Origin of the sequence: Mesorhizobium sp. M0815, assembly GCF_040319995.1 — a bacterium.
Classification (GTDB): domain Bacteria; phylum Pseudomonadota; class Alphaproteobacteria; order Rhizobiales; family Rhizobiaceae; genus Mesorhizobium.
Map to the genome: position 1 here is coordinate 24,714 of NZ_JAMYOU010000009.1, position 14,477 is coordinate 39,190.

Below are 14,477 nucleotides of genomic sequence, written 5' to 3' on the forward strand. Positions count from 1 at the left end.
GCTTACCAATTCCACCGCTGCGGCATCACTTCTTGTTGCGCGAAAGCTTGCCGAGCAGGTTGCCGAGGCCAGCCTTTTTCTTCACCTTGATTTCGCTGCGCCCCGTCAGCACATGGGCAATCTCGTTGATCGTGGCGACGACGGGGCTCTTGGCATCCATCTCACCGAGCATACGTCCGTTGTTGGCGGCATTTCCGAACAAAAGCGGCTCGAACGGGATGACCGACATCGGCGAAAGGCCGAGCGATTCGGAGAAATCGGACGGCGTAATCTCGGGACGTTTCGGCACACCGGCCTGGTTGATCACAAGCTTTGGCGCAGGATCGTTTGGACGAAGCCGCTTCAGCATGTCGACCAGGTTCTTTGTGTTTCGCAGATTGGCCAGTTCGGGCGTCGCCGTGATGACGATCTCGTCGGCCTTGACCAGCGTGTTCTTGGTCCAGCCGGCCCAGACGTGGGGAACATCGAGCACGAGGAGCGGCGCGCTACGCTGGGCTATGTCGATAAGCTGGGTGAAGGCGTCGGGCTCGAAATCGTAGACCCGCTCCAGGGTCGAAGGTGCCGCAAGCAGCGACAGGTGCTCGGCGCATTGGGCGAGCAGCCGGTCGAGATAGACCTCGTCGACGCGTTCCGGCGAGAAGACCGCCTCGGCAATGCCCTGCGCCGGGTCCTGGTCGAAATTGATGTTGGCCGTTCCGAAGGCGAGGTCGAGATCGGCGACAACCACTTCGGACTTGAAAAGGGACGACATGGCCCAAGCCACATTATGGGCTATTGTCGAGGAGCCGACGCCGCCCTTGGCGCCGATGAAGGCGATCGAGCGGCCGATCGGCTCAGCTTCCGGATCAACGAAGATCGAGGACACCACGCTGACGATGTCGGCCATCGATACCGGGGCGATGACATATTCGGAAATGCCCGAACGGATGAGTTCGCGATACAGGCCGACATCGTTGTAATGGCCGACAACCACCACCTTGGAGGTCGGATCGCAGTGCTCGGAGAGCTGGGCGAGTTGTTCCAGCAACAGCTTCGGCTCGCTGCGCGATTCAAGCAGGATCAGGTTCGGTGTCGGCGCAGACTGGTAGAATTCGATAGCGGTGGGGATGCCCCCCATATGCACCTTCAGATGGGCCTTGGCCATACGGCGATCCTCGCCAGCGCGCTCGACCGGATTGGCTACGCCTTCGGTCTCGCAGAACGCCTGGATCGAAATGCGCGGGATCGGCCGCAACGCCTGCATCGCGGCAATATCCTGCTCCGAGGTTTCGCCGCCTGCTACCTCTGTGTCATAGGCAAGATTGCTCATTGTCATCTCTTTCAGTGACTTGCGCGGCTTAGGTCTGTTGAGCCTCAACACTCGTTAATATTCGACTTCCGAATTGCCGAGGAGTTCGTCCGAAATTCCTCGGTCGCGATAGACGTCGATCACCGCGCTCCGATTTGCCGCGTCGATGGGAGTCTGTTTGCGCGGCCCGATCAGATCGGCCGGATTGGCCATCTGGGCGGCAAGGTTGTTTTGGTACGAACAGCCGAAATCGGCATAATGCTTGTTTTCCGAAGTCTCCAGAAGGTCTTCCGGCCAGCGCCCGCATTTGTCCGTCTGAGCCTTCACCGAGACGTAGGCGACACGGACCGGGGCGGACGCTTCGGCCGAAACGGATTGATAGGACCGCACGGCGATCCGCTTCCGGCTGATGCCGCTGGCTATGGCAAGCCTGGCGAAATCGCGGCCGGCCGCGGCCGCTGCGATTTCGTTAGCCGAGCCGCTCGGGACCTCAATCGTCAGCACCGGAGCCGCGCTCCTGTCGTATCCGTCCAGAAAGCCCAGGAGCGTGTCGCGCTGGAATCTGGTCATGCCACGGTCGCCGGCGCCGACCGGAAGATCGATCTTCTGGATCTTCTCGGCGATGACGATCGGATGGGTGGTGCGATAGTCGTCCGGTATGGCACCGACCGTGACGCTGTCGCGATTGGCGCAGCCGGCCAGTGATGCCGCCATCACGACCGCCATGATGGGAACGGCGGGCCGCCAGATTCGCAAATGGACCGACCGCATCGCGGTGATCGCCTTTGTCTTCGATGCTGACTGAGACATGTCCGCTTCCCCGCTTACTTGTAGATGAAGCCGACAACGCCGTGATAACGGCCGTTGGGCTTGTCGGTCTGCATGGTGCCGTAGACGCGGTTGACGCGTCCAAGGAACATGGCGGCCCCGTCGCTGGCGGCGTTGAAATTGTCGTCAGGCTTGGCAAGGTCGTTGCGCGCCACCGGCTTCACCAGATAGGGCGTGATGATGATGACGAGCTCGGTCTCGTTGCGAACGAAATCCCTGCTGCGGAAGAGCGCGCCGAGCACTGGAATCTTTGTCAGGCCAGGCAAGCCGTTGACGGCTTGCCTGACATCGTCGCGGACGAGCCCGGCAATCATCATCGAGCCGCCCGAAGGCAGTTCCACCGTCGTGTCGGCCAAGCGTTTGCGAAGCGACAGGGCGTTCATGCCAAGGCTTTTTACGCCTTCGGAATAAGATACTGACCCTTCCGTTGTCGGCTCGGAGACCGACGTCCTGACTTTCAGGCTGATGCGGCCGGGAGACAGCACCACCGGCTGAAATTCCAGGCCAATACCATATTCGATCTTCTCGACTGAATAGGTTTTCAGACCTGTCTGGTTGTCGTTGGAGACGGCTTCGGAAACGCCGGTCACCATGTTATATTCACCGCCGACCTTGAAGGTCGCCTTCTCGCCGGATACGGCCGTCAATGTTGGCTCGGCGAGAGTCTTCATGACGCCGGACTGTTCCATGGCGTTGATATAGGCCTGCAGCGTCGAGCTGCTGATAGAGAGGCCCGAGTTCGACAGCGACTTGCCTAAACCGGTGAAATTGTCGCTTAACGCGCTCCAGCTGATGCCGTTGCTGCTGCCGCTGCCGATCATGTTGACGCCGAGCTGCTTCATCACCGAGCGGCTGACTTCGGCAACCGTCACCTTGAGCGTCACCTGGTCGTCGCCGATAATCTGCAGCAGGTTGACGATCTTGCTGACGCGGCGCTCGGTGTCCGGATTGTTGATGTCGACGCCGGCATCGGCGGAGCCGCCGGCAGCGGTCTGCGAATATTGACCCGTGGTCGCTTCGCCGCCTGAGACGAAGATCTCCGCCAGGTCTTGCGCACGCTTGGCGTCCAGCGGAGTGTCAACGGTTCCGGTCAGAACGACATTGTCGTTCAGCAACTCGACCTTGATCTCCGATGACGGGATGAAGCGCTTGATATAGTCCTCCAGCCCGGCAACATCGCGTTCGACCGCCAGATCAAGGCTGACGATCTGTTCGCCATTCGGGCCAAAGACGAAGATGTTGGTCTCGCCGACCGCCTTTCCGAATAGATAGATGCGCCTGGCGGTGCGGGTCACCGCATCGGCTACCGCGGGGTTGGCAACGAGAATATCGTAGGCATCGCTCGGCAGGTCGATGACCACCGATTTGTTGAGCCCGAGCTTCACTCGCTGGGTGGCCGTCGAGGCTGTGACCCTGGCATTGTTCGCCGCATGGGCATCGAGAGTGCCATACGCATTCGTTCCAAGGAGAAACAGGCCGATCGCCGCAGCCAAGGTGACCGGCAGTTTGGTTTTTAGCTTCATTTCCTCGCCCCCACTTCGGAAACTTCGCCCGACTTGATCAACCGCACCGTTCCGCGCCGACCATTGCCGGAAACCAGGTAGTCGGCCTCCCCCACATTCTTGTCCTGGCTGTCCTTGATTGAGCGCAGTGCCAATGTCAGGCGATCCGCCATCTGCTGAGCGACGGTGATGATCTCGGACTGCTGCGGCGTCAGTTCCAGGGTGGCGGTCTGGCCGACCCTGGTCTTCTTGCCTTCCTCATCCTCCTGAATGGTCTGGTCGATCGCCAGGACGCGAATGTTCTTGAGGATAGTCTCGGTCGTGAAGCCCGGACTACCGCCATTGGCGGTATCGGCTCTGCGGGTCATGATGACGTCGACGAAATCGTTGGGAAGAATAAAGCCACCGGCCGAAGTGTCGGCCGAGATGCTTGTGGCGACAGCCCGCATGCCGGAGGGCAGGATCGACGACATGAAGCTTTGCCCCTCACCGATCAACTTCGAGCGCCGCAACGGCTCGCCGGCATACAGCGCCACGCGCGCGACGCCGCCCTTCAGCTTATCCAGCGCTTCAGGCTCGGCGGCGCGGGTGATGAAATTTGCGTTGATGCCGGCGGACGGCCATGACTCCCAGGAAATGTTGTTCTCTAGCGGACTGCCCATCGGAACATCGCCGGAAAGGACAAGCACGTCCTGCAGCGCGATCGCCGGCGCTTGGGGGCCGGAATCGACAACCGGAGGCGGCGGAGGCGCGACCATGTTCTTCGCGACATAGCCTGCACCTCCGGCCGCGGCTATCGCCACGCCTAGAATAATCAATCGGGATGCTGGCATCTGTCCGAACCTCGCCCTTGGCAAACCACCTGGCCAAGCCGGACTTTGCAGCGGCAATCGTCAAAACAAGGTTAATGTTATACTTACGATCGTGATTAATTTAACGTTTACATAAATTAGAGCGACCAAGCGCGGCCCGAAGGAAAGACGTCGCCAACTCGCCAGGCCCGGCGCAAACGGAGTAACGCAAATCAGCCCGCCAGCCTGGCGAGAGCCCAGGCCATTAACGGCGAGTCCGGATAGGTAAGCAGACCGCCAATGCCAAGCGCAATGCCGTACGGAACACCGGTCGCGTCATCGGCGAAATGGCGCAGGAACGGATTGTGGCTTGTGACGGCGGCAAGCAGCGATTTTCGATAGGCGAGAATGGCAAGCGTCAGCAAGCCGCCTATGAATGTCGAGGCGACGAGATATTCGATGAGATGGACATTCAGTCCCATCCACATGGCAGTGGCGGCCAGAAGCTTCGCGTCGCCGCCGCCCATGCCGCCAAGCGCGAACAGGCCGAACGTCACCGCGAGAACCAGGCCGGCGGCGGCGAAATGCCAGCCATAGGTGGCCCAATCCATGCCGGTCAAAGGCGCTACCAAGGCGAAGACAACCACAAGCAGCACAGGCACGCGATTGGCGATCGTCATCGACAGCATGTCGGAGATCGCGGCAAAAAGCATGCAGAACGGAAAGACGACGAAGATCACGGCTTCAAGCATGGACGCGCGCCTGTGGTCAAATTGTACCTGGCCTAACCTAGGCACATTCTATTAACGACTGATGAGACTTCAAAGTGTTTTGTTACTATAATGCAACAAGGGCCGCAACGGAGCGGCCCCTGTTCTTGAAAAGTGACTGGCCGCGTAGCTTAATTGACGCCGTTGACCTTGCTGGCGATCTTGTCGAACTTGGCGTTCAGCGCGTTGCCGAGCGAGCCGGCGCCAACCATGATGGCGAGCGCGATGAGGGCGGCGATCAGACCGTATTCGATAGCGGTCGCGCCGGATTCGTCCTTCACAAAACGTGCGATGAGGTTAGACATTCGAGCTCCTACTCCAATTGTTACAGCACTTCCGTCAACTTCTCTTGATGGCTGATCGGATGCTGCGAATGTAAGCGGAAGCTGTTTCGATCGGCTTAATAAACAGGCTTACCGATTCCTTTCCCGCTTCGATGACATTGCGTAGTTAACCCAGGACTAAAATACCGGCCACTGGGTCCACAGGCTAACAAAGGGCGCAAAAGGCGCAATTCGGCAAAGAGGTTTGAGCCGTGCCTGCTAGCCCAATGCCGGTTCCGGCTTAATCCTGAACTCCAGCCGCTTAACGGTTGGTTCACCAATCTCGTTCATGTTCTGTTGAACAGTTTGTTGCCGGGGAGCGCCTCAATGGCCGGGCCGAGATCGTCATTTCCAATTGCCGTGGTTCTTGCCGCAGCGGCTTTCGCCGTTCCAGCCAAGGCAGGCGCCGGCATCGAGGTCACGATGAACCAGGCAAAGATCGTCAAATTGTCGCGCGCCGCCGATACGATTGTCGTCGGCAATCCGGCGATCGCTGACGCCTCCGTGCAGGACGCATCGACGATCGTACTGACCGGCAAGGGATTTGGCGTCACCAATCTTGTCGTCCTCGATCAGGAGGGCAACCCGATCGTCGATGAGCAAATAACGGTCGTGCGCCAGGCAGCGTCGTCGGTGCGCATCTATCGGCGTGCCGAAGTACAGACCATGTCCTGCGCGCCATATTGCGAAAGCTCGTACAAGAGCGATGCCGAGAAGGCCTCTGAGGCCGAGATGAGCGCCGGGCATTAGCTAGCCGACTTCTCCACCTTTGCGGGAACGCTTCGGTTATTGCCTGGTTAAGGCCTTTCCGCCGAATTTAACGGTCATTCCAACCGGACTTCAATCGGTTCCGACTAATGGTGGGATCCGATGCAGAACTGGAATCGGCGGGTAGAGGACATGAGCAAGGCAGGACGAGCAGGTTTTCCCGGAAGGTTTTTGGGCGACCGACGCGGAAGCACGGCGATCGAATTCGCCATGCTTGCAATTCCATTCGCGCTTCTTGTCTTCGCCATCCTGGAGAGCTGTATTTCATTTGCCGCACAAGAAGTGATGGCAAACGCCACAGACGACATCGCGCGCCAACTGCGTACCGGCCAATTAAGACCGGCCGATGTGTCCGGGACCAAGCTGCGGGATATGATCTGCACCAAGTTGGAGATCATGGTCGCCAAGACCTGTCCCGGATTGCTGGTGGATTTGCGCGAATATCCGACCTTCGCCGATGCGGCGCTGGCCGGTTTCAAGATCCAGGATGGCGACGTCGTGTTGACCAAGGGCACGAGCACACAGACCTTCACCGTCGCACCAGGCCTGGCAGAGTCGAGAAACATGCTGCGGGTTTTTTACAAATGGCCGGTGATGACCGACTTCATGGCCAAGTCGATGGCCAATCTGAAGGACGGCAAAACGCTGCATTTCGCTTCGATCACTTGGCAGAACGAGCCGTTCGACAACTGAACCACCTAGTCGCTTGAAAAGGGCAAAGCCATGATTCGTGCGGGGGCACAGCTGGGCATCGCAGAGATTTGTACAAGAGCAGTCCGGCTTTGCTCGGACCGCCGCGGTATTGCGGCTGTCGAGTTTGCCCTCATCGTGCCTGTCCTGTTGATCATGTACTTTATGACCATGGAAGCCTCGCAAGCCATCGAGACCAGCAAGAAGGTCAGCCGCATCGGCAGCATGGTAGCGGACCTTGTCACGCAGCAGCAGACCATCAAGGCGGCCGATCTCGATGCCATCATCGCGATCGGCAGTTCCACGCTTCAGCCCTATAATCGTTCGAAACCGAAGATCATCATTACGGCGATACAGGTCACGGACGAGACGACGCCGAAAGTCTTGGTCGTGTGGTCGCGCAAAGTAGTCGATGGTGTCTCTAGCGTCGACGCCATCAAGGATTCCGCCACAACGGTCCCGAGCGCGCTCAAGATCAAAGGCACTTTCCTCATTCGGGTCGAAAGCGATCTCGCCTACAAGCCAATCATCACCTGGTCGGCGGATGGCCAAAGCCGGTTCGGGTTGAGCTCGGCCTTCAATTCGATATCGATGGCGGAAACTTATTATCTACGGCCGCGAAGGAGCCCGACCATTCCGTGCAGCGATTGCTGACGCCTGAAGCCCGCTAACCGGGCTGTAGCTATTGCGTGCGGCCGCGGGCCGAGACCAGGTGCACGATGGCCGCAGCCAGCACATAATCCCTCGGACCGGCAACGGCGAACCCGCCGGAGTGTCTCGGCTCCAGAAGATCGTAAATGTCCGGCGCGGCTGATCTGAGATTGGTGAGAAAGACGGTGAGCCGGCGCTTGGCTTCGGGGTCCAGATCGCTGCGGACGGCGTGCGGACCATACCGCAGCAGGCCTGAGGTCCATACGACCTGAAGCGACGATTTCGAGAGCCCTGCGGCCTCGAGCCTCGCCACCGTGCCGCCAGGAGGATTTGGCCGTCCCTCTGCCACAGCCGGGATCCAGCCGAATATGGCATCGGCCTCGCCCTCGACCAGCATTGCTTCAGCTGCGGCAGCCGAATTGGCGTGGGTCAAAAACGGCGCATCTTCCGCCACGTTGACCCCGTCTGCAGCCAGCCCGGCAAGCGGCAACAAAGCACCACCGACGCTGTCGAAAGGCGCCATGACGACCCGATGGACTGCCATGGCCATCAGATCGGGAACCCTCCCGTCGCGCGTCAGCAGTACGGAGCGGATGCCGATGGCGCCGCCGGAATCGAGCGGCGCCGCGAGAGGTTCGACACATCCGCACCGTTCGGAGGCGGCGGCGTAGGCGGTTGCCGAATAGATTGCATATTCGATCCGCGCATTGGCCTGCGCCTCGATCAACGACGTATAGTCGCGGGCAACGACAAACTCCACCTTCATGCCGAGCGCTTTGGTATAGGCGTCGGTCAGCAGCGCCAGACCTGGAACGGTGTTGCCGGCGCCAGGCTCGGCGACGATACCGATACGGAACGTTCCGATATCATCGCGCCAATCGGCACGCGCCAGGTTCGCGCAAGATGCATCCAGCAGCAAGGCCAGTACGGCAGCGAATGCTTTCAGGGCAGGCCTCATGCGAGCTCCATGCCGCGCATTTCGATCGGCAGATCGACCATGCCGCGATTCGTTTCTCCCGGACCAGCACGCCAAGCCGTGCCGTTCGGGTTTCCGAATTGCCAACGGCAGCGCGGAACCCTATGTCTGAGTCAACACCCAGGCAATGATGAACCTTTGATGGCACGCGCCTCCCTTTTTGTCCTTGACTCCTTCGGCATCGGCGGCGCGGCCGACGCCGAACGCTATGGCGACACTGGCTCCAACACGTTCGCACACATCGCGCAGGCCTGCGCGGAAGGCCGCGCCGATCGCGGAGGCCTGCGTGGCGGACCGCTTCTTGTACCAAACATGCTATCGCTCGGCCTCGGCCATGCCGCGGCAACGGCGACGGGTTTCAGGTTCGAGAATGGCGGCAGCGTCGAGTTTGCCGCCGCCTTTCACGGCGCGGCACAGGAGGTTTCGAGCGGCAAGGACACGCCATCGGGCCATTGGGAAATAGCCGGCCTGCCGGTCCGTTTCGACTGGGGTTACTTCCCCGACACGATTCCCGCCTTTCCAGCCGAGTTGACCGAAGCAATGGTGCGTGAAGGGAAGGTGCCCGGCATTCTCGGCAATTGTCATGCCCCCGGCACCGAGATCATCGAACGGTTCGGCGAAGACCATATCCGCACCGGCAAGCCGATTTGCTACACCTCGGTCGACTCCGTCCTGCAGATCGCCGCGCATGAGGTTCATTTCGGCCTGGAACGGCTTTACGACTTCTGCAAGATAGTGCGCGGGCTGGTCGATCCGCTGAATATCGGGCGCGTCATCGCACGACCGTTTATCGGTGAAACCGCCGCCACGTTCGCGCGAACGCATAATCGTCGCGACTATGCCGTACCGCCGCCGGAACCGACGCTGCTCGACCGGCTGACGGCGCGCGGCAGCCGGGTTATCGCAATCGGCAAGATCGGCGACATCTTCGCCCATCGGGGGATCTCGGAAGTCCGCAAGGCTGCCGGCAACATGGCGATGTTCGACAAAGCGCTTGGCGCCATGGAAGATGCCCGCGACGGCGACTTCGTCTTCGCGAACTTTGTCGACTTTGATACCGAGTTCGGACATCGGCGCGACGTCGCGGGGTATGCCGCCGCACTCGAAGCTTTCGACCGGCGCCTGCCGGAGGCATTCGCGCGGCTGAGGCCAGGCGATCTGCTCATTTTGACCGCCGATCACGGCAACGATCCGACGTGGCGCGGCACCGACCACACACGCGAGCGTATTCCGGTTATCGGCACACGGCCGGGTTTCAAAGGCGCGGACATTGGACTGAGGACGACATTTGCCGACATCGGCGAAACCGTGGCCGAACATCTCGGGCTGGCGCCCGGCCCATACGGCACCTCCTTCCATGCCACGATAAGCGGCCATGCCTGAGCTGCCGGAGGTCGAGACAGTCAGGCGCGGTCTGCAGCCGGTCCTTGAAGGTGCCCGCATCGTCGGTGTCGAGGCACGCCGGCCCGATTTGCGGTTTCCATTCCCCGAGAGATTTTCGGAGCGGCTGACCGGCAAGACGATTGCAGCGCTCGGCCGCCGCGCCAAATATCTGACGATGCACCTGGACAACGGCCCGGTGCTGATCTGCCATCTCGGCATGTCGGGTTCGTTTCGCGTCGAAACGGCCGACGAGAGTGCAACACTCGGCGCGTTCCACTATGAACGTTCGAAAAACACCGCTCACGATCACGTCGTCTTCGACATCACATCACCTGCCGGCGTCCGCTCTCGCGTGATCTTCAACGACCCGCGCCGCTTCGGGTTCATGCTGTTTTCGGAAGACGAGCCAGACATGCATCCGATGCTGGCGGGATTAGGTGTCGAGCCTACAGGCAATGCACTGGACGGCGCTCTGCTCGCTTCGCTGCTGAAAGGTCGCAAGTCACCGCTGAAGGCGGCACTTCTCGACCAACGGCTGATCGCCGGGCTAGGCAATATCTACGTCTCGGAAGCGCTTTGGCGGGCCGGCCTGTCACCGCTGCGCAAAGCGGGCACGCTCGCGAGAGCCGGCAAGAAAGCCAGAGAACAGAGCGAACGCCTGGCCGAAGCAATCCGCTCGGTCGTCGCCGACGCGATCGCCGCCGGCGGCTCGTCGTTGCGCGATTATATGCAGACCGATGGATCGCTGGGCTACTTCCAGCATTCCTTCGCGGTTTATGGTCGCGAGGGCGAGGCCTGCTCCAAGCCTGGTTGTGGCGGGCACATCGAGCGTATCGTGCAAAGCGGTCGCTCAACCTTCCACTGCCGGACCTGTCAGGCTTGAAACACAAGCGAGGAGGAGCAAGCATGGGCTATGAAACCATCATCGTCGAGACCCGCGGCAAGATCGGGCTGATTACGCTGAACCGGCCGCAAGCGCTCAATGCGCTGAATTCACAAGTGCTGGCGGAACTGGTTGCGTCGGTGAACAGCATGGGCGCAAATGCCGACATCGGCGCTATGGTCATCACTGGTTCGGAAAAGGCTTTCGCCGCAGGTGCCGATATCAAGGAAATGCAGTCGATCTCCTATGTGGATGCCTATCTGCAGGATTTCTTCGTCGGCTGGGAAGAATTTACGCGGGCACGAAAGCCGATCATCGCGGCGGTGGCGGGCTACGCTCTGGGCGGCGGCTGCGAACTGGCGATGATGTGCGATTTCATCATCGCCGCCGATACCGCCAAGTTTGGCCAACCCGAGATCACGCTGGGTGTCATGCCCGGCATGGGCGGATCGCAGCGCCTGACCCGCTTCGTCGGCAAGTCGAAGGCGATGGATATGTGCCTGACGGGGCGAATGATGGACGCAGCCGAGGCCGAGCGTTCCGGCCTGGTCTCGCGCGTCGTGCCAGCCGGCGAGTTGATCGAGGAAGCGCTTAAGGCAGCGGCCAAGATCGCCGGTTTTTCCTTGCCATCGGTGATGATGGCGAAGGAGGCCGTCAACCGCGCCTATGAGACGACGCTCACCGAGGGCCTGCGGTTCGAGCGCCGGCTGTTTCATTCGCTGTTTGCGCTGGACGACCAGAAGGAAGGCATGGCGGCCTTCACCGGCAAGCGGAAGCCGAATTTCACGAACCGATGAGATGACGAAGGCACCGGCCAAAAAGAAAGCGCCGCAGCGTTGACGCGCCGGAAAAGCTGAACTATAAGCCGCACCAACCGAGGCGGCCCTGTGGCTGCCCGTTTGTTTTTTGCGCCCCGCGGTATCCCGCAAGCGCCCACCAGATCAGAAGAGAGGCACCATGGCCAATACCTCCTCGGCCAAAAAGGCAACGCGCAAGATCGCCCGTCGCGCAGCGATCAACAAGAACCGTCGCTCCCGCGTCCGGACCTACATCCGCCAGGTCGAAGAGGCGCTCGCGGCTGGCGACAAGGCGGCCGCACAGGCTGCCTTCAAGGTGGCCGAGCCGGAATTGATGCGGGCCGCGACCAAGGGCGTGGTGCACAAGAACACTGCATCGCGCAAGGTGTCGCGGCTGGCCCAACGGGTCAAGGTGCTGTCGGCCTAATATACCTTTTCCTGAACTGCGCTTCTTCAAACCCGGCCGATCGCGCCGGGTTTTTTCGTTTGCCGGCAAGTACTTAAAAGAAAGCCCGCAAAACGGCGCTCCGCGTGCATTTCAAAGTTCGAAATGCTTTGCCGGCATATACATGCCCGCTGATATTCGCAGCCTTCGAAACCGCCAATGCGAAAATTTCCGAGCGTCACAGATTACCGTTTCTTTTCAGCAGTTTACAGATGGTGATCCACAGCTTGTTCACATCGGCTGCGGTCGATAGGCGACAATTGGCTGTCAAGTGAATTATTTCAGAAAATTTCGCGTTGTGTGGCCTTTTTCATATTCGCCGGAAAAGGGTTTGAATCACAATGGCTTTGTCAAAATCAACTGTTGCTGCATGGCGTCCGAACCGTCCCTTGCTAGTCAGATTCCTTAAAAATCCGTTAGGGGTGGCCTTGCCCTATCCACAGCGATTTCGGTAATGTCTGTCCATCGAAGGGACGGGCCCTTGGCCCTTGACCAGCCTGAAACCGGCCAGCTCAAATTGGCAGAGTTTACAACGCGGATTCAACTCCGCGGACGGGGTTGGTTTGTCTTTTTGATACGGTAGGGGACTGGCGTAATTGTACATGGCAGGTCGACGGTGCGCCGGCGTTTTTCGCCGGACGGCATTTTATTGCCCTGACATGACCAAGGCGGATCGGCACTTCGGCGCCGGACCGATAACGAGGCGATTCATCAGCCGGCGGTGGCGATGGTGTCGCAGCGAAGACACGGTCGCCGGAAACATGGATGCAGGAGGCGCATCCCCGGCGGAAAACAGGTACAAGAGACAAGGAACTCGATCATGCAGAGCGGCGGCATCGAAAGGGAGCTTACGGGCGACCTCCCATTTCCTGGAACGTTAATCGGAAGGAACGACATGGCGGCTTCCAATGAAGCTGAACAGAAGTTCGATCGGGTCAAGGCCCAGCTGAAGGCGCGTCTGGGAACCGAGGTCTATTCGAGCTGGTTCGGGCGCATGAAGGTCGCTGAATCCTCCAAGGGCATTGTCCGCATCTCGGTGCCAACCGCATTCCTGCGTTCATGGATCAACGGCCACTATCTCGATCTCATCGCCGAGTTGTGGAAGCACGAGGATCCGGAGATCCTCAAGATCGAGATCGTCGTTCGCACCGCCACACGCCAGGGCCGCAACAGCGTCGAGCCGGAAGTGGCCCCGGCACGCAAGATGACCAGGCAGACGCAAACCGCTCTCTCTGCGGGCACGGCGAGCCCCAGCAGGGTCGAGCGGGTCCCGGCACCCCGCCCAGGAATGCCGGCAGAGACAGAGTTCCGGCACAATGTGCTCGGTTCGCCGCTCGATCCACGCTACACTTTCACCTCCTTCATCGAGGGACCATCGAACCGAGTGGCTTTTGCCGCTGCCAAGGCGGTCGCGGAATCACAGTCGAGCGCGGTGCGCTTCAATCCGCTCTTTCTTCACGCGACGGTTGGGCTGGGCAAGACGCATCTGTTGCAGGCGATCGCCGCAGAATCGCTGAAGCAGAACCCGAAATCGCGGGTCGTCTATCTGACGGCTGAATATTTCATGTGGCGGTTCGCCACCGCGATTCGCGACAACAACGCACTGACGCTGAAAGAACAGCTTCGCGACATCGACCTTCTCATCATCGACGACATGCAGTTCCTGCAGGGCAAGTCGATCCAGCATGAATTCTGCCATTTGATCAACATGCTGCTCGACAGCGCCAAGCAAGTGGTGGTCGCTGCCGACCGGCCGCCGTCGGAATTGGAGTCGCTGGAGCCGCGCGTCCGCTCGCGCCTCAACGGCGGCGTCGCGCTGGAAATGTCGGCCCCGGATTTCGCCATGCGCATCGGTATGCTCAAGCTCAGGCTTGCCACCGCCAAGCTCGACGATGTGTCGCTCGATATTTCCGAAGAGATCCTCAATCACGTTGCCCGCACGGTGACCGGCAGCGGGCGCGAGCTCGAAGGTGCCTTCAACCAGCTTTTGTTTCGCCAATCCTTCGAACCGCAGATCACCATCGACCGCATCGACGAGATCCTCGGCCACATCTATCGTTCCGGCGAGCCGAAGCGGGTGCGTATCGAGGACATTCAGCGCATCGTCGCACGCCATTACAACGTGTCGAAGACTGAACTTCTGTCCAACCGGCGCACACGCACCATCGTCAAGCCACGGCAGGTCGCCATGTACCTGTCGAAGGTGATGACGCCGCGCTCGCTGCCGGAGATCGGGCGGCGTTTCGGCGGCCGTGACCATACGACGGTGCTGCATGCCGTGCGCAAGATCGAGGATCTTTCAGGCGTCGACAACACACTGGCGCAGGAACTCGAATTGCTGAGAAGGCTGATCAACGACCAGGCCTGACGGCGCGAAAAACG

At 60.1% G+C, this 14,477-nt stretch carries 15 protein-coding genes; 8 read left to right on the forward strand and 7 right to left on the reverse strand.

All coding sequences use genetic code 11. The features are described 5' to 3' along the window. Positions 1-25: 25 nt before the first annotated feature. The 6 genes from NKI01_RS12530 to NKI01_RS12555 all read right to left on the reverse strand — a co-directional run bounded on the left by NKI01_RS12530 (position 26) and on the right by NKI01_RS12555 (position 5,484). Positions 26-1,309, reverse strand: coding sequence for a CpaE/TadZ family protein (locus NKI01_RS12530; protein WP_023719532.1), 1,284 nt, complete (start codon positions 1,307-1,309; stop codon positions 26-28). Between the two features lie 54 nt (positions 1,310-1,363). Continuing rightward, positions 1,364-2,098, reverse strand: a complete 735-nt coding sequence (locus NKI01_RS12535) for a CpaD family pilus assembly protein (protein WP_023719533.1) — start codon at positions 2,096-2,098, stop codon at positions 1,364-1,366. Between the two features lie 14 nt (positions 2,099-2,112). Continuing rightward, entirely contained in the window at positions 2,113-3,639 is a 1,527-nt protein-coding gene (locus NKI01_RS12540; protein WP_023719534.1) for a type II and III secretion system protein family protein, read from the reverse strand. Next, positions 3,636-4,451: a Flp pilus assembly protein CpaB gene (gene cpaB, locus NKI01_RS12545; protein ID WP_023719535.1), complete on the reverse strand. Its 816-nt coding sequence runs from the start codon at positions 4,449-4,451 to the stop codon at positions 3,636-3,638. Before cpaB ends, NKI01_RS12540 begins: the two co-directional genes overlap by 4 nt. Positions 4,452-4,642: 191 nt before the next feature. Then, positions 4,643-5,161 carry an A24 family peptidase gene (locus NKI01_RS12550; protein ID WP_023719536.1) on the reverse strand — a complete coding sequence of 173 codons (519 nt, stop codon included), beginning with the start codon at positions 5,159-5,161 and terminating at the stop codon, positions 4,643-4,645. Positions 5,162-5,310: 149 nt separating this feature from the next. Then, on the reverse strand, positions 5,311-5,484 hold the full coding sequence (locus NKI01_RS12555; RefSeq protein WP_023719537.1) for a Flp family type IVb pilin: 174 nt from the start codon (positions 5,482-5,484) through the stop codon (positions 5,311-5,313). A 345-nt stretch (positions 5,485-5,829) separates the two neighbouring features. On the opposite strand from NKI01_RS12555, the gene NKI01_RS12560 reads away from it, so the two are divergent. From NKI01_RS12560 to NKI01_RS12570, 3 genes are all read left to right on the forward strand, one after another. Further along, complete coding sequence (locus NKI01_RS12560) at positions 5,830-6,252, forward strand: pilus assembly protein N-terminal domain-containing protein (RefSeq protein ID WP_023719538.1); 423 nt, start codon at positions 5,830-5,832, stop codon at positions 6,250-6,252. A 150-nt stretch (positions 6,253-6,402) separates the two neighbouring features. Continuing rightward, positions 6,403-6,963: a TadE/TadG family type IV pilus assembly protein gene (locus NKI01_RS12565; protein ID WP_031194173.1), complete on the forward strand. Its 561-nt coding sequence runs from the start codon at positions 6,403-6,405 to the stop codon at positions 6,961-6,963. A 30-nt stretch (positions 6,964-6,993) separates the two neighbouring features. Further along, positions 6,994-7,614, forward strand: a complete 621-nt coding sequence (locus tag NKI01_RS12570) for a TadE/TadG family type IV pilus assembly protein (RefSeq protein ID WP_023719540.1) — start codon at positions 6,994-6,996, stop codon at positions 7,612-7,614. 28 nt (positions 7,615-7,642) lie between these two features. On the opposite strand, the gene NKI01_RS12575 is transcribed toward NKI01_RS12570, so the two are convergent. Continuing rightward, positions 7,643-8,569: a phosphate/phosphite/phosphonate ABC transporter substrate-binding protein gene (locus NKI01_RS12575; RefSeq protein WP_023719541.1), complete on the reverse strand. Its 927-nt coding sequence runs from the start codon at positions 8,567-8,569 to the stop codon at positions 7,643-7,645. Between the two features lie 159 nt (positions 8,570-8,728). On the opposite strand from NKI01_RS12575, the gene NKI01_RS12580 reads away from it, so the two are divergent. The 5 genes from NKI01_RS12580 to dnaA all read left to right on the forward strand — a co-directional run bounded on the left by NKI01_RS12580 (position 8,729) and on the right by dnaA (position 14,463). Then, positions 8,729-9,970 (forward strand): phosphopentomutase, encoded by a 1,242-nt coding sequence (locus NKI01_RS12580; protein ID WP_352483230.1) that lies wholly within the window; start codon positions 8,729-8,731, stop codon positions 9,968-9,970. Next, positions 9,963-10,853 carry a bifunctional DNA-formamidopyrimidine glycosylase/DNA-(apurinic or apyrimidinic site) lyase gene (gene mutM / locus NKI01_RS12585; protein ID WP_352963321.1) on the forward strand — a complete coding sequence of 297 codons (891 nt, stop codon included), beginning with the start codon at positions 9,963-9,965 and terminating at the stop codon, positions 10,851-10,853. Before NKI01_RS12580 ends, mutM begins: the two co-directional genes overlap by 8 nt. A gap of 23 nt (positions 10,854-10,876) precedes the next feature. After that, a complete protein-coding gene (locus NKI01_RS12590) occupies positions 10,877-11,650 on the forward strand; it encodes an enoyl-CoA hydratase (RefSeq protein ID WP_352908606.1) in 774 nt (257 codons plus the stop codon). Between the two features lie 160 nt (positions 11,651-11,810). Further along, entirely contained in the window at positions 11,811-12,077 is a 267-nt protein-coding gene (rpsT, locus tag NKI01_RS12595) for a 30S ribosomal protein S20 (protein ID WP_023676922.1), read from the forward strand. Between the two features lie 838 nt (positions 12,078-12,915). Next, positions 12,916-14,463, forward strand: coding sequence for a chromosomal replication initiator protein DnaA (dnaA, locus tag NKI01_RS12600; RefSeq protein WP_031194174.1), 1,548 nt, complete (start codon positions 12,916-12,918; stop codon positions 14,461-14,463). Positions 14,464-14,477: the final 14 nt, after the last annotated feature.

Excerpts from the sequence above, each read along its gene's own strand:
- NKI01_RS12535 (WP_023719533.1), bottom strand. The coding sequence starts at position 2,098 with ATGTCTCAGTCAGCATCGAAGACAAAGGCGATCACCGCGATGCGGTCG.
- cpaB (WP_023719535.1), bottom strand. The coding sequence starts at position 4,451 with ATGCCAGCATCCCGATTGATTATTCTAGGCGTGGCGATAGCCGCGGCC.
- NKI01_RS12555 (WP_023719537.1), bottom strand. The coding sequence starts at position 5,484 with ATGTCTAACCTCATCGCACGTTTTGTGAAGGACGAATCCGGCGCGACC.
- NKI01_RS12530 (WP_023719532.1), bottom strand. The coding sequence starts at position 1,309 with ATGAGCAATCTTGCCTATGACACAGAGGTAGCAGGCGGCGAAACCTCG.
- NKI01_RS12540 (WP_023719534.1), bottom strand. The coding sequence starts at position 3,639 with ATGAAGCTAAAAACCAAACTGCCGGTCACCTTGGCTGCGGCGATCGGC.
- rpsT (WP_023676922.1), top strand. The coding sequence starts at position 11,811 with ATGGCCAATACCTCCTCGGCCAAAAAGGCAACGCGCAAGATCGCCCGT.
- NKI01_RS12570 (WP_023719540.1), top strand. The coding sequence starts at position 6,994 with ATGATTCGTGCGGGGGCACAGCTGGGCATCGCAGAGATTTGTACAAGA.
- NKI01_RS12560 (WP_023719538.1), top strand. The coding sequence starts at position 5,830 with ATGGCCGGGCCGAGATCGTCATTTCCAATTGCCGTGGTTCTTGCCGCA.
- NKI01_RS12550 (WP_023719536.1), bottom strand. The coding sequence starts at position 5,161 with ATGCTTGAAGCCGTGATCTTCGTCGTCTTTCCGTTCTGCATGCTTTTT.
- dnaA (WP_031194174.1), top strand. The coding sequence starts at position 12,916 with ATGCAGAGCGGCGGCATCGAAAGGGAGCTTACGGGCGACCTCCCATTT.
- NKI01_RS12575 (WP_023719541.1), bottom strand. The coding sequence starts at position 8,569 with ATGAGGCCTGCCCTGAAAGCATTCGCTGCCGTACTGGCCTTGCTGCTG.
- NKI01_RS12590 (WP_352908606.1), top strand. The coding sequence starts at position 10,877 with ATGGGCTATGAAACCATCATCGTCGAGACCCGCGGCAAGATCGGGCTG.
- NKI01_RS12580 (WP_352483230.1), top strand. The coding sequence starts at position 8,729 with ATGGCACGCGCCTCCCTTTTTGTCCTTGACTCCTTCGGCATCGGCGGC.
- NKI01_RS12565 (WP_031194173.1), top strand. The coding sequence starts at position 6,403 with ATGAGCAAGGCAGGACGAGCAGGTTTTCCCGGAAGGTTTTTGGGCGAC.
- mutM (WP_352963321.1), top strand. The coding sequence starts at position 9,963 with ATGCCTGAGCTGCCGGAGGTCGAGACAGTCAGGCGCGGTCTGCAGCCG.